The sequence below is a fragment of the Citrobacter sp. Cu233 genome, assembly GCF_030332225.1.
GTDB lineage: Bacteria > Pseudomonadota > Gammaproteobacteria > Enterobacterales > Enterobacteriaceae > Citrobacter.
On the sequence record NZ_JAOWIF010000028.1, the window covers coordinates 194,422 to 209,819 of the forward strand.

Annotated in this window: 12 protein-coding genes; all 12 read right to left on the minus strand. The window is 45.6% G+C overall.

All coding sequences use genetic code 11. From position 1 onward, the window contains the following. Nucleotides 1-13 precede the first annotated feature (13 nt). The 12 genes from OGX95_RS01805 to wcaJ all read right to left on the minus strand — a co-directional run bounded on the left by OGX95_RS01805 (nt 14) and on the right by wcaJ (nt 15,191). Entirely contained in the window at nt 14-307 is a 294-nt protein-coding gene (locus OGX95_RS01805) for a hypothetical protein (protein WP_286628113.1), read from the minus strand. A gap of 15 nt (nt 308-322) precedes the next feature. Further along, nucleotides 323-2,017 carry a methyltransferase domain-containing protein gene (locus OGX95_RS01810; RefSeq protein ID WP_286628114.1) on the minus strand — a complete coding sequence of 565 codons (1,695 nt, stop codon included), beginning with the start codon at nt 2,015-2,017 and terminating at the stop codon, nt 323-325. Then, nucleotides 2,017-3,309 carry an ABC transporter ATP-binding protein gene (locus tag OGX95_RS01815; RefSeq protein ID WP_286628115.1) on the minus strand — a complete coding sequence of 431 codons (1,293 nt, stop codon included), beginning with the start codon at nt 3,307-3,309 and terminating at the stop codon, nt 2,017-2,019. Before OGX95_RS01815 ends, OGX95_RS01810 begins: the two co-directional genes overlap by 1 nt. After that, nucleotides 3,309-4,100: an ABC transporter permease gene (locus OGX95_RS01820; protein ID WP_286628116.1), complete on the minus strand. Its 792-nt coding sequence runs from the start codon at nt 4,098-4,100 to the stop codon at nt 3,309-3,311. The genes OGX95_RS01815 and OGX95_RS01820 overlap by 1 nt, the downstream gene beginning before the upstream one ends. Before the next feature lie 10 nt (nt 4,101-4,110). Next, entirely contained in the window at nt 4,111-5,481 is a 1,371-nt protein-coding gene (cpsG, locus tag OGX95_RS01825; RefSeq protein ID WP_286628117.1) for a phosphomannomutase CpsG, read from the minus strand. A gap of 20 nt (nt 5,482-5,501) precedes the next feature. After that, entirely contained in the window at nt 5,502-6,917 is a 1,416-nt protein-coding gene (locus tag OGX95_RS01830) for a mannose-1-phosphate guanylyltransferase/mannose-6-phosphate isomerase (RefSeq protein ID WP_061067686.1), read from the minus strand. 382 nt (nt 6,918-7,299) lie between these two features. Next, nucleotides 7,300-8,190, minus strand: coding sequence for a GalU regulator GalF (gene galF, locus OGX95_RS01835; RefSeq protein WP_061067685.1), 891 nt, complete (start codon nt 8,188-8,190; stop codon nt 7,300-7,302). Between the two features lie 165 nt (nt 8,191-8,355). Then, a complete protein-coding gene (gene wcaM, locus OGX95_RS01840; RefSeq protein WP_286628118.1) occupies nt 8,356-9,744 on the minus strand; it encodes a colanic acid biosynthesis protein WcaM in 1,389 nt (462 codons plus the stop codon). Between the two features lie 11 nt (nt 9,745-9,755). After that, on the minus strand, nt 9,756-10,976 hold the full coding sequence (wcaL, locus tag OGX95_RS01845; RefSeq protein ID WP_286628119.1) for a colanic acid biosynthesis glycosyltransferase WcaL: 1,221 nt from the start codon (nt 10,974-10,976) through the stop codon (nt 9,756-9,758). After that, complete coding sequence (gene wcaK, locus OGX95_RS01850) at nt 10,973-12,253, minus strand: colanic acid biosynthesis pyruvyl transferase WcaK (RefSeq protein ID WP_286628678.1); 1,281 nt, start codon at nt 12,251-12,253, stop codon at nt 10,973-10,975. Before wcaK ends, wcaL begins: the two co-directional genes overlap by 4 nt. 63 nt (nt 12,254-12,316) lie before the next feature. Then, nucleotides 12,317-13,795, minus strand: a complete 1,479-nt coding sequence (locus OGX95_RS01855) for an MOP flippase family protein (protein ID WP_286628120.1) — start codon at nt 13,793-13,795, stop codon at nt 12,317-12,319. A 1-nt stretch (nt 13,796) separates the two neighbouring features. Further along, complete coding sequence (wcaJ, locus tag OGX95_RS01860) at nt 13,797-15,191, minus strand: undecaprenyl-phosphate glucose phosphotransferase (RefSeq protein WP_286628121.1); 1,395 nt, start codon at nt 15,189-15,191, stop codon at nt 13,797-13,799. Nucleotides 15,192-15,398 lie beyond the last annotated feature (207 nt).

Consider the following 15,398-nt stretch of genomic DNA (forward strand, 5'->3'; position numbering starts at 1 on the left):
CCACAGCCATTGATTAGTAGAACCATGATTCAAGTACTGATTTCTTATCTTCATGGATACCTTGTTTCTTAATAGATAAAGAACCTTCTCGCTCTACTATTTTACAGTTATCTTCAGATACAGAACCATTTACAAATAGATCTAAAGAGGGGGTATTATTGTAGCTTTCTTGCATCCCTCTTTTGATTCTACTTTTTAATTTTGGATAGCGATTCAAAAAACGCACAACACGCTGCTTCAACAGTGGACGATTTTCGAAAAAGATTCTCGCAGCAGAAATGATGTCTTTACTTATCTTTTGCAACATAATTTTCTCCTGAAATCACCCACGGAACCGTAACACTTTTCTTACTAACGTTGATATCAACCTCAGAGGATACGTTATTTTCCAGGAAGTACTCGCATAGACTAAATTAAGCTCATTCCGTAGTTGGTTTTCAATATTATGCTCATCTATTATTCCAGTGATACGATTGTTAGTATCATCAATCTTCTCACTAAGATTATCGATTTGAGCCGAAAGTTTCACATCCAGTTCATGACTATGAATAGATGCGTTACTGTCGCAAGTGACAATTTTATTCTCGATAAGCTTAATTTGCCAATTCATATGGTTTATTGTTGATGACAGATAGCTTTCCAGAATAGCTGATACTGGGATATCTTCATTGACCTCATTCTGATCAAGGAAGGCTGCATATATATTCTTAAAATTCCATTGATGACTCGGCAGAAGCCATACCTTTGTGAGCCATTTTTTGTATTTTTCTGGGAAATCATGAGGTGATATAAACTGTGGCCGCTGGCTCTCTTGTTCCCGAATTTTATGATGTGCTATTTCTTTAATGAGAGCAAAGAATGACAGTATTTGTCCATAGAGATCATCGCCATCAGAAATGCGATTAGAGATAGAACCATAATCGATTACATGAACCTTCCCATCATCTCCCAATAAAATATTCCAGAGACGAAGATCGTTATGATACAAACCATTTTCTTCAAGAAGAGTTATCTGTTCAAGAATATCTGCGACAATCTTCTCATCATCGTACTTATCACCTGCCAGAATAATATCTAATAACAAACGACCTGGTGTTAAGGTTCTAACTAGCCATGATTCACTTTCATTGCTACCATAGCAGACCAAATCTGAAGAACGAAACCCTTCAATTTTTCTTTCCAGGAAAACTGATTCACTCTTTAGCTCATTAAAATTACAATTGGTAGCGTCTTTTAAGAAGATCTTGATAATTTTATTATCTGAGAAATAGTAACGTCTCTTATCCCCGTGATAATAATTATCCAACTGGTGTGACCTACGCATTGCGTGCTCAATAACACCGTAGTTTCCACCAACGCTCCAGTATTTATTACTGGCGAAATATAAAGGACGCTCTACTACCGATAAATGTGTGCCATGCATCGATAAATTATGGTTAAAGGTGTAACTCTCAATCAGTTGACGCGGTTCTTCGGGTTGAGCGTCTGCCCAATACAATGGTTCGGAATTTAACGCAAACTCGAAAATGCCAGTTTCAACCTTACTGGACAACTCTTCAAAAAGTCCGAAAACGTAATCAGCCCCATGCTCATAAACTAAATGATGGAATACGCTTAACCCAAGAACAAGGTCATATTCTTGTTCTTTAACTCTTTCCCGGACAATTGTTTCGATGCTACCTAGCAAGAACTCGATATTAAGACCATTGTTCTCATCTGCTAATTTATTGCAAACATTAATATTTGGTTGGCTGTAATCTACAGCTGTAACACTAGCGCCTCGGGCAGCTAAGTTCAGACTAAAGAATCCTTGCGCACAGCCTAAATCGAGTACTTTTAAAGGGCGTCCTTTATCCTTGGAAATATAGTCATAAAACGATGTTATAGTTTCTAATCTATCAAAGCAGGCATGAGTTCGAGATGCTTGCGCATTAAATTCAGGATGCTTAAAAATTGGCTGATAAACCTCTGGTAATTGCTCTACCAGTTCTGAAATTGATTGTTCTTTATATGTCATTAAATAAATTCCTCGATCTGTTCAAAATCAGCCTGCATATCAACCAATCCCCACATATGGACACGGTTTGTAACTTTTAATAATATAGAATCGTACCTTCTATCGATAGGATCCGTTGTTTTTGTCGGATCTCCAGACGAAAGCCCAAGCGAGAGTAGGTAGGCCCCTTCATTTAAGCATAAGTTCATACTGAATTTATAAACTACAATATGACCAGACTTCCCAGTGGGTAATATTTTCCCTTTTGTAGAAAGGTATGAATTACTTCCATAGATAAATACACCTTCAAGACTTTTGAGTAAAATCCCCGGAGTAACATGCTCAAAATCGTCTTCAAAAAGCACTTTCACATAAACATCTAATTTATCATTAGTATTGATTACAGTTGGATATTCTACGCCACCGCTTACCGTCAGGTAATCGATAATTTTTGCACCACCTTGTCCCCAACGATGCTCCTCTTTCAGATATCCAGGGCGTGTATGATAGAGATCTTCTGAATCTTGATTAATTTTAATTACATTGCTTTCATTATCTTGATTATTTGCAATATTCTCTTTCTTTTTACCAAACAAGTCATCCATATATAGATTAACGACTTCTCTGGAAGGACCATCAGCATAAACTTTGCCTGCCTTTAAAAAGATAGCTCTGTCACATTGTTTGGAGATGTCCATTACAGCATGGGAAACAAGTAACAGAGTCATCCCCTGTTTTTTGTACTCCGCAATTCTTGAATAACATTTCGCCTGAAAATACACATCGCCCACGGATAGCGCTTCATCGACAATAAGTATATCCGGTTTTGTCGCCGTGGCTACCGAGAATGCAAGGCGGGCCTGCATCCCAGAAGAATACATTCTTAGAGGTTGATCAATATATTCTCCAATTTCAGCAAATGCTTCAATTTCAGGGAATAAACTATCAATTTCTTCAGTGGAATAGCCCAACAGTTGACCAGCCATATACACATTCTGGCGACCTGAAAAGTCCGGATGGAACCCGATACCTAACTCTAGTAGTGCAGCTATGCGTCCATTTACTTTTATTTCACCACGGCTGGGTTGTGTAGTGCCAGTGATTAACTTTAGTAAGGTGCTTTTACCTGCACCATTTACGCCAATGATTCCTACCGACTCGCCGGCTTCAATTGTAAAGTTAATATCATTAAGGACTGACTTGGTTTTATGCCTCTTTTTATTGGTAAATCCACACCACTCAATTAAGCGTCCCCATTTATTCGGGTAACTTTTGTATTCTTTATATAATTGTTTAACAGTAATGCTACCCATTATAATTCATCCACCATTTCACCAATATGTTTTCTAAACAAATGCAAACCGATGAAACAAAGTACGATACCAAGACTAAGCGGGTAGATTAATCCAAGCCAATTTGGGAAAACTCCACTCACTAAAATCTTTTGACATGCCTCAATCACGCTAGCCATAGGATTTATTTTCATTAGGGGATGAATACTTGCAGGCAAAATTGTTGCTGGATATATAATCGGTGTCAGCCAAAACCAGAATTGCAAAACAATACCAAAAAACTGCCCAACATCGCGAAAAAATACATTTAAGACACCAGTAATAATACCTATTCCCATAGCAAGTATTATCATAACAATGAGTACTGGAATAAGAGCGAAATAGGCAAGACCTGGAAAGTCATTAGTTACAATTAAAAATATCGTAAATAAAGAAAATATGATAAAAAAATTGACTAACGCACTACCAATGACAGTAACAGGTAAGCATAATTTGGGGAAGTTAATTTTTTTTATAAGATTGGCGTTATCCAAAAACATATTTTGAGATCTAAGTACAAGATCTGAGAACAGCCCCCATGTCAAAATACCTGCACATATATAGATACTATAAGCATATTGTGAATCAACACCGGGTAATTTTGCCCGCATGACTTGAGAAAATATAACTGTATACACCACTATCATTGATAATGGATTTAATACACTCCAGGTTACCCCAAGCAAGGAGTTTCGGTACTTTGACTGGAATTCTCTTTTAATGTTACCGAGAATAAAACCCCGATACTCCCATATTAATTCTATAACCTTCACTGTTTCACCTTTACTTGATGAAGACTTCTAAATCAGAAACTTTTAGTTTAACTTTTTCAGGATTAGATTTTGTTTCAACATTCAAGCGTAATAAGGGTTCAGTATTTGATGTACGGATATTAAACCGCCAGTCAGAAAACTCCATACTCAACCCATCTACCTTATCAATTTGCTCCGCCATCAGCGCGTATTGCTGCTCTATTGCCTCAATCATTACACTTGCATTGTTGACCTTATAGTTAATTTCACCGCTACAAGGATATGCATTCATACGCTCGCTCACTAGCGTCTCAAGCGATAAGTTGCTTTTAGCAATCAACTCTGCCACCAGAAGCCACGGGATCATTCCACTATCGCAATATGCAAAATCGCGGAAGTAGTGATGTGCACTCATCTCGCCACCGTAGATCGCATCTTCCTTACGCATACGCTCTTTGATGAAGGCGTGGCCCGTTTTAGACATCACAGGAATGCCGCCAGCTTTAGTCACGATATCAATAGTATTCCAGGTCAGTCGCGGGTCATGGATGATTTTCGCGCCCGGTTCTTTTTGTAAGAATGCTTCGGCTAACAGACCGACAATGTAATAGCCTTCGATAAACTGCCCTTCTTCATCAAACAGGAAGCAACGGTCAAAATCGCCGTCAAATGCGATCCCTAAATCGGCGCCATGTTCTTTAACAGCATCGGCAGTGTCTTTGCGGCATTCTGGTAACAGAGGATTAGGGATCCCGTTAGGGAAAGTGCCATCCGGCTGATGATGAACTTTAATAAATGTAACGGGAACATTAGCAGTAACGAAACGTTTTTCAATTGCGTCAATGACATGGCCTGCAGCACCATTGCCAGAGTTAACCACAAGCTTCATTGGACGAGTGAAGTTCGCGAAATCAATGTAGCCCATTAAGTGATCGACATAAGCGTCCAGGATAGAGATCTTCTTGTAGCTTCCGCGCAGTTGAGCATCAACAGGCGCGAAGTTATTTTCTTCGGCTAAACGCTGCACATCGCGTAATCCTGTGTCACCACTGATAGGTTTCGCATTTTCGCGAACCAGTTTCATCCCGTTATAATCCATCGGATTATGGCTGGCGGTAACTTCGATACCGCCATCAACGCCAAGATGGAAGGCTGCAAAATAGATCTCTTCTGTCCCGCTTAAACCAATATCGAGGATATCGGTACCCGCATCCATTAGACCATTCGCTAATGCCAGTTTCAGGCTCTCGCTGGTTAAGCGAACGTCACCGCCCACCACGATTGTTTTAGGCTTGAGGAATTCACCGTATGCGCGACCAATGCGATACGCAATATCTTCATTTAATTCTTCGCCTAATTTTCCACGAATATCATAGGCTTTAAAACAAGTCAGCTTAGACATAGATCTTTATACCTTCAAAATTAGCAACGACCATACTGGTCTTTAATACGAATAATGTCATCATCCCCTAAATAGGAGCCGGATTGGATCTCAAGCAGTTCCAATGGAATCTTGCCTGGGTTTTCCAGTCGATGTTGTGCTCCGATGGGAATAAAGGTTGATTGGTTTTCAGTCAGCAGGAATTTTTGATCTTTAATCGTCACTTCACCCGTGCCAGAAAGCACAACCCAGTGTTCTGTCCGGTGATGATGCATCTGCATCGAAAACGCTGCACCTGGTTTAACGGTGATCCGATTTACATTAAAACGCTCGGTCTGTACCACCACATCGCATCGCCCCCACGGACGGTATATTTCCCGGTGACGCTTATATTCACTGCGATGATTAGCTTTAAGATACTCAACAACTTTCTTAACATCCTGCACCTGATCTTTATCAACAACCAGTACAGCATCTTTTGTATTAATGATCACCAGATTATCGACACCGATAGCTGCGACCAATTTTTCATCGGTGTTGATATAGCAGTTATTTGCGTTGTGCATGAAGGTATCGCCCGTCAGGACATTACCTTTTTTATCTTTAGGGCTCACTTCCCATAGTGCCGACCAGGAACCCACGTCACTCCAGTCTGCGTCTAGACCGACGACAACAGCGTCTGTCGTTTTCTCCATGACCGCGTAGTCAACGGACTCATCCGGACAAGCGATAAACAGATCGCGATCGATCTTGATAAACTCATCGCTATCTTTGCAACCGCGGATCGCCGCCTTACAGGACTCAAGAATATCGGGTCTGAATTTTTCCAGTTCTTCAAGATATTTCTTGGCCCGGAACATGAACATTCCGCTGTTCCAGTAATATTCACCAGACGCTAAATAACTTTCCGCGGTTTCTTTGTTCGGTTTTTCCACGAAACGGCTAACCTGGTAAGCGATATTCTCACCAAGAACTTCTTCCTTACCGCGGTGAATATAGCCATAACCTGTTTCTGCACCGGTCGGTACAATCCCAAATGTGACAAGGCGCCCCTGCATGGCAAATTTAAATGCTGACTTTACCGCCTGGTGAAATGCCGGTTTGTTGTTAATGATGTGATCTGCGGCTAATACCAGAAGGATTGGATCATCGCCATTCTCTATTGCACTTAATGCTGCCAGCGCTATTGCTGGCGCAGTATTGCGGCCAACGGGCTCAAGAATGATATTATGCGAGAGCTTATTAATTTGTCTTAGTTGCTCCGCAACAAGAAATCTGTGTTCCTGATTGCAAATGACTACCGGTTCCCGTGCATCGACATCATCCAGACGAAGCACAGTTTCTTGCAGCATTGAACGCTGCCCATACAAACGAAGAAACTGTTTTGGGTAGAGCTCGCGCGACATCGGCCATAAACGACTACCGGTACCACCGGCCATTATCACAGGAAGTAACATCTTAGGTCCTTAAATATCAATGCGTTATACTAAACCAACAGAAGAGTTTCGCCGCAGCTCAATGAAAAATGGGCACGCTACCGCACTGGCTCTACAGCTACCAGGACACTGCTCATTTTATGTTGGGCAAACAAATTGCTGACAACTCTCAACGAATTAAGGAATATCTCAACCGAATATTCTCTTATTTATTCACTGTATAGACAAGAAAAATGTCCTATGGCGGACCGGTAATTTCTTACCGATCTACCTTTTTTAGTATTTGAAATTTATAAAAAAACATTTGTAGCAGCATGCTGCGGGTATCAGACAAATCATTACTCTTTACATATACAGTTGCGATACCCGATTCAAATCGTGGGCAATGAGGGTAGCAGTGGCACTAGCTCAGCAGTTTTAAAATTTGATCCCTGAACTTCGGCCCCTCTTTCAGGTTGCGCAGTCCGTACTTCACAAATGCCTGCATATAACCCATTTTTTTACCACAGTCGTAACTGTCGCCCGTCATCAACATGGCATCAACAGACTGTTTTTTCGCCAGCTCAGCGATAGCATCCGTAAGCTGAATACGCCCCCACGCACCAGGCTGCGTACGCTCAATTTCCGCCCAAATATCAGCAGAAAGCACATAGCGCCCTACGGCCATCAGGTCCGAATCAAGGGTTTGCGGCTGGTCGGGTTTTTCAATGAATTCAACGATACGGCTGACCTTACCTTCGTTGTCTAAAGGCTCTTTGGTCTGAATAACGGAATACTCGGAAAGATCGCCAGCCATACGTTTTGCCAGCACCTGACTACGCCCGGTCTCATTAAAGCGGGCCACCATTGCGGCCAGGTTGTAGCGCAGTGGATCCGCACTCGCCGTATCCAGAACGACGTCAGGTAACACCACCACAAAAGGGTTGTCGCCGATAATTGGGCGGGCACAAAGAATAGAGTGACCCAGACCAAGCAATTGTGCCTGACGAACGTTCATGATAGTCACACCTGGAGGGCAGATGGACTGCACTTCGGCCAGTAACTGGCGCTTAACACGTTGTTCAAGCAGCGATTCAAGTTCATAAGAGGTGTCGAAGTGGTTCTCAACCGCGTTCTTAGACGCATGTGTTACCAGAACGATTTCTTTGATACCTGCAGCTACAATCTCGTCAACAATGTATTGAATCATCGGCTTATCAACGATCGGTAGCATCTCTTTTGGGATGGCCTTTGTGGCAGGCAACATGTGCATCCCGAGGCCCGCTACCGGAATAACTGCTTTCAAATTAATCATTAAGTCATTCACCTATTCAATAGTTGCTGAATTATAGCTTTTTAGCTTGTTTTAGCCAGTATGAATTACATAGCTCAGTTAGGACGCATGTTACGCCGCTTATCGGCAGAATGCAGTAATCATAATCTTAGCCGGGTAGGTTTTTAGCCAGGAATGGTCGTAAAATTACCGGCCCGGTAGTCGAAAATTCACGGCCGCGACATTCACAACCTGGTGATTTACGCTGTCAATATCAACTGAGCTTTGTCCTGCTTCATTGACTGCATGAACGTTGGCCAGCGAGAGCAAGGTGCCCTGTTTGGCCATAAACTTACCGCGGACATCTTTGCGCAGATCAAAGTGCATTTTTAGCGCCGGCCCTGTGGTGGATTGCTGCATCACCTTGATGTTCCGCAAAAAAAGATGCTGAGGTTTGTTGTGCAGCTCCAGCGTCGCGCGCTTCATCTCAACGTTGGTAATGGCCACAAATGAAGTTGCATTACCTGAGGAAATCTGAATGCCACGTAATTTATAATCGAGGTGTGTGTTATCCAGTTGAATATTATTTAACTTAAAGTTTTGTGGGATGGACAAATACCGTCCTTTGATCACACCGTAACCAATCAGCATCCCTGCGCTATTTTTCATATTGATATTATCGATAACGAAATTATCACATCCATAAATAGCGACTGTAGCATTATCGATACCTGCTTTCTTACTGAAATCCGGGGTGATATTTCGCGCGGTAATATTACGAATGATAAAATGCTTGCCGTTCTCCACATGGACTAACTGTCGACAATCCGAGCCCGTTATATTGGCTACCACAAACCTTTTCACCGCCAGTTCGTCTGGGTAAGTGTTGTCGTACGTACTGCCCGCCAGCCCGATACCGATACCCCAGTTAACATTTCCGTTCGTACAATTAATGCGTTCTATAACATGGTCTGAAATCACGATGTCACTGTCGTTTATCGCGACATTCCACTCGATGGCGTCCCCCTGTAAGTCACTAAAACGGCTGTTGGTTATCCGTACGCCATCCATCTGGTTATGAAACCCCTGCCGCAGGATCCCGTAATTTGCATGAGTGATAGTCATGTCATCAATGGTGAGGTTACGCATCGCTCGCGGCGTTTTCCCCCCGATATAAATTTGCGCCACGGGGGTGAAACCGCTCATGGCTATGCCTTTAATCACACAGTCGGAGCCCCGAACATCAAGGGTAATATTTCGCAAGCGCCCCCCCTGCCCCCCTGTCACGCGGCAGCCATCCTGCAGAATAAATCGCCCACGACTGCTGCTACTGACCCCGCCTTGCAGATGCAACGTTTTACCAGGCGGGATTTCGATCGCGGTATTGATATTCCTGCACTCCAGACCAGCAGGCACGATAACGGTTTGCGCCTCTGAAAACGCCTGCCGGAAGGAAGCAACCCAATCCTGGGGATTGTAATCCTCGATGTTGACGCTGCGCCTTGCTTCAAACGCTCTTGCGACGGGAGAATGGAGAACGACAAGCGCAGAACCTGCAGTAAGAAAAGTACGTCGGGAGAGTTTGTTCTCTGGCATACAACCTCGATTTACATCGTTTGCAGCAGACTGGCTAGCTGTTTGTTGATCGCGAGCTGGTTAAAATCAGCGGCTATTTTTTCGCGAGCGCACTCCACCACCGGCCTCACTTGCTCAGTGTTGAGCACACTGACCGTCGCTAATCGCTCCGCCAGGGCCTGAGCATCATTCTCTGGTGCCAGCCAGCCGGATTTTCCAGATTCCACCAGCTCAGGGATCCCACTATGCACGGTAGAGACGACCGGTATCCCTACGGCCATGGCCTCCATCAACGCCACCGGGATCCCCTCCATATCACCATCAATTCCCGTGACGGAGGGCAACAGGAAAACATCCGCCTGCTCAAGCATCTCTTTAACCTGATGGCTGGGTTTAAATCCCGACATTTCAATCACATCATCCAGTTGAAATTGCTCGATAAGCGTACGTAACCGACGCTCCCAGGGGCCAATTCCCAGAATGCGATAACGAAATGAGATACCTCGCGCCTTCAGCTGGCGGCACGCTTCGATAGCGACATGCAGCCCTTTTTTCTCGGTTAACCGTGCAACGGAGAGAATTTCTAGCGGTGTGCCAGGCGCTTTCACCTCACGAGGTGTAAAACGCGTCATATCAATCCCCATACGCGATACTGCTATTTTATGCGGTGGGCATCCCATATTCCGCAAACGTCCGGCCCAGAGATTGCTGATAGGCAACATCAAATCACCGCGCTGAAACAGCTTCTGATATTCGGGGGTATAGCGGGCAAGGATGTCCCGATGTGAAACATCAATACCATGAAAGACAGTGGCTATTTTGCCGCGAAGCACGCCGAGTTCACGTAGTTTGGTCGCCGTTACGCCTGCGGGTCCAAAGTGCGCAATAAAGACATCGGCCTGGAGTGCTCGTGGGGTTAGCGCACAGATGGACGCTAAAATCAGATTACGTGCCTCATCGCCATAGCGTGGAACATTGAGCGCTTTCCAGGTTGCAGTCCGGGTAATGCCCTGTAAAATCGTCGTGGTACGATATTTCAGCTTCGCCAACCTGCCAGCCGGTTCTTTCAATAACCATCGTGTTTTTTCGCCCAGACGGTAGTCCACATAGGAAGCATGGGTGTTATCAAGATCGCCCTGATATAACGCGATAATTTCAACATCGTGCCCCATATCGATAAACGCGGTGATCTGATTCAGCACAAAGGTTTCAGAGGACAGCGGAAATTTAAGCAGGAAAAAGCTGACTTTCATTTCCCCTCCTCAATACGCGTTAATACCGATTGCACCATATGCATACCGTGTTCACGTTCACGCTTAACGGCCTCCTCCACCCTGACGTTAAGTTCAGCCAACCGTCCCAGAGTATCGGCAACCCTGCCTTCAAGGCTGCCATCCAACAGATGGCAGATATCAACCGCCATTTCCGCTAACCCCAGTTGCTGCATAATTCCCGCCGATTTGTGCTCATAATTAATGGCTATCGCCGGCGTCATAAAGTTCATCGAGATGATGGCAGAGTGCAGGCGTGTGCCCACCGTCAGGTCACATGCGCCCAATATTTTTCCCATTTCGAGATCGTTTAGTTCATCCATGACCACGTGATAACGGGCCGGATCGTTAACGTACTGACGCAGGTTCAGTGCAACCATGCGATCGTCTTTGTTGTAACTATCAATACCGGTACAGGTTGAGAGCGCCATCACCTGGTAACCTTCATCAAGGATCCGATTAACCACTCCGGCAAAGGCTTGCTCATAGGCCTGTTGTGTGGTCCCAAGACGCTTATCAAACGGCGCCAGTTCACGTAGTGTAATGGCGACAGTCTTCTGCTTTGCTGCCGTTTGTAGCCAGTGCTGTACGGCATAACCCGGTTCAAAGTCATCGTGATGGTTGTCTACCAGCCAGGCGGTATCCACACCTGACTCGACTTTCTCTGTCGTTATTTCACTACGTTTCATCAGTTCCAGACTGACCGACTCTCGTAAAATTAGCGCATGGCAGTGCCCAAAAACGTAATTCGCCAACTGATTGAACTGTTCGTCCTGGAATGGCCCTACGCTGTGACCAATCATGTACAGCGGTTTTCTGGCCATAAATGAACACAGTGCATGCTCAAACTGCGGCACACCATAAAGATCGACAAAAAACGATCCACCGACCTGGATAATGGCGTCGTAACGCGACAACAAGCGGACAAAGTCAGTAAACCCCTGAGCAATAGCGATGTTGCGCAGATTGCCTGAGTCCGTCACGCGTGAGAGCAGCACCTGATGCTGATAGCGGCGACGCAGCACTTTCTTTACGCGGCCCATGACGCCTGCAGCATTGTTATGCTGCTTCATCTGTGAATACAGTGGATCGCCCATCACCGGTCGGTTTAGTAACCAGGAGGAACTCACTGGATAGCGGCTCATCACATCCACTTCCGTCTCAGGCTGGAGCGTATGAATGGCATCCAGCAAACCGCGCAAAATGGCGCTGTCCCCGCGATTCCCGCAGGTGTGGTTGCCCAGAATCAGTAATTTCATCATGACCTCTTAAAATCAGTGCGGATGACGGTTTTCCCGTCCCCGGACGACAACAAACGCTATTCATCCTGCGCGGAGCAAGGCTTTCATTTTTTCACCTCGGCAGAACTGGCGTTTTATTTCCACCACCAGCGGATCACGCGACAGCACAATCATCACGACAAACGCCAGGGCGCCAGCGGCTATCTGAAGGCTTAACAACACACTTAACGGCAATTTATTTTGCAATGCCATTCCCAGCGCGTAGCTCACCACCAGCGTGGGTAAGGAGAGATAGAACGGTAGCCACAGGCTGAGCATGTACTGTCGATAGCTCGGTCCCAGTACCGGTTTGATCATCACGAAATAGCTCAGGATGGTGTTTATAACCTGTACCAGTAAAAAACCCAGCGTGACGCCAATCACACCCGCCATATTTCCGCCAACCAGGATGGCGGGGATAAACAAAAAGGTTTTGAAGATATTGAATTTGAAGCTGATATCGACCCGTGCTTTGGCCATCAGCAAAGAGCCTATTGGATTACCGACTGAGCGCAGCAGACCCACAATGCACAGCAGTTGCAGCACCGGAACAATACTGTTCCACTTTTCACCAAACACCAGCGGTACGACGTTATTCGATACCACCATTAATCCCAGCAGGGCCGGGAAATTGATAATGCCGACAACGGATAGCAACTTGTAAAAATTGACCCGTAGTTTTTCGCTATCGTCCTGAATTTTGGCAAACGCAGGGAACAGCACTCGGGTAATTATCGGATTCAGTTTGATTGGCGGTACAACTGCCACATTCCAGGCAAGATTGAAGCCTCCCGCCACGCCAGCGCCCAGGGTTCTGGCCAGCACCAGTGTTGAAAGGTTGGTGTTCACGTAATTGATGATGCTGTCCGCCGTCAGCCACGCCCCAAAGCGCAGATTTGACGACACGGACGAAAGCGAAAAACACAGCCCTGGTCGATAAATTTTGCGGCCAAAATAGCCAAACAGCAGCGTACGTAGCGTACTGTTTACCAGATACCCAGCAATGGCCGTCATGGCGAGCGGCCAAAAATGCGCGCTAACCACGGTAAAAGTAAAACCGGCCAGTACTGAACTGGTTTCAATCATGCCAATTTTGTTGAAGGCCAGTTCTTTTTGCATCAGCGCACGAAACTGCTGCCCATGCGGGGTCACCACAAACGCCAGCGCTAAGGTTTTAATCAGTGGCACCAGCTCAGGGTTATTAAGCACATCGGCTATAGTCTCGCTGAGCGAAAACATAGCAATACAAACGGCTATCCCCAGCCCAACGTTTAACCAGTACAAGGTGGTTAGTTCAAGATAACCTATCTCTTTACGCTGAATAATCGAGTTGGCGATCCCAAAATCAGACAGCGTGTCGGCCAGCGCGATAATCACCAGCGACACGGTTAATAACCCGAACTGATGATTATCAATAATCCGCGCCAGAACCGTCATCTGGATGAGCCCCAGGCCAATGATAATTATCGTAGCAATGGCTGACCACTTGGCACCGTTGAGGGTTTTTTCTCGTAAGCTCATATTAATATGCCGCTTTATTGACGAAGCCTTTAAACACCGTCAGAAAAACGATTTTGATATCGAACCACACGCTCCATTCGCGAATGTATTCGAGGTCAAACTCTACGCGCTTTTCCATTTTTTCCAGCGTATCGGTTTCACCACGCCAGCCGTTGATTTGCGCCCAACCGGTAATGCCTGGCTTCACCTTATGGCGCAACATGTACCCTTCTATCAGCTGACGATACTGTTCGTTATGCGCCACCGCATGTGGACGCGGCCCGACAATAGACATCCCGCCTGTCAGCACATTTATAAACTGTGGTAATTCATCCAGTGACGTCCGCCGCAGGAAGTTACCCACGCGGGTTACACGCGGATCGTTTTGTGTGGCCTGGGTAACCACTGCATCGTTTTCCATTACCTTCATGGAACGAAACTTCCAGACTTTGATCGGCTTCCCGTCCATCCCATAGCGGGTCTGACGAAAGATTACCGGCCCCTTTGAGGTCAGCTTCACCATCAGCGCAATGGCGCATAGCACAGGAGAAATTAGCAGCAGGATTAACGATGACAGGACGATATCCTCCGCGCGCTTCAGCAGACGATTAATGCCAGAAAGCGGTGTGTCATACAGCGGTACCACAGGAACACCGTTCATCTCTTCAATCCGCGAGTGCAGAATATTGAAGGTAAAGACATCAGGAATCAGGAGCACTGAACAGGTGGTATCAGCCAGTTCGCGTACCAGTTTTTTTACGCGCGCCCCATCGCTCATCGACATAGCGATATAGACGTTATGAATGCGTGAAGCTTTGGCATCATCCACCAGTTGCTGCAGATTTCCCGCCCAGTCCCGGGCGTTTTTCCCCGGTATGGGGTCGTGATAAACACCCGCGACCTCAAATCCCAACCATGGCTCATGGCGAAAGCTTTCCAGCAGCACCTGTCCGGCGGGGAGGTCCCCTGCTACCGCTACCCGACGCGTGTTATAACCACGATTACGCAACCACCCCGCCCCGTAGCGAATAAACGCACGGCACAGCACCAGACCAATACTTGACAACAGATACCATGCCAGCCAAAGAGCAAACCGGTTGTCAAAATCGTTATTAAAGGCAATCAGACCTGCGCAAAAGATCAGACTCAGCGTCCAGTTTTGCAGCAGCAGCACCAGCTCAGTTGAAATTTTTACCCCGCGCCAGGAGCGGTAAAAATCCGTTATCCCGCCCAGCATCTGAAAAACGACCAGCGTGATTAACGCCACCAGCAGGTGCATATACAGGAAAGGCAAACCGCTCAGTTCGCAGACTATCCATAATCCACCAAACATGATGGTGATATCTGAAAAGCGTTGCACCATCGATATTAACGACGCATTGGTTTTGGCTCGTTCGCGCTTTTTTAGATGTGTCATCGTGGTTCCTGTTAGTCGCCACTTGCCCTTATCGGGCAAGGGAAATACCAGCATTACTGATTTAGTAATACCAGGAGGGTGCGCGTTCGCACGTTCAGACATACATCACCAACTGACCCGTAACAAATATCACAAGTGGTAACGCGGATTATTTGGCTCATGTTATCTCCTTCTTCAGGCAACAGTTAGCCCGGGCCTGATTGCCTA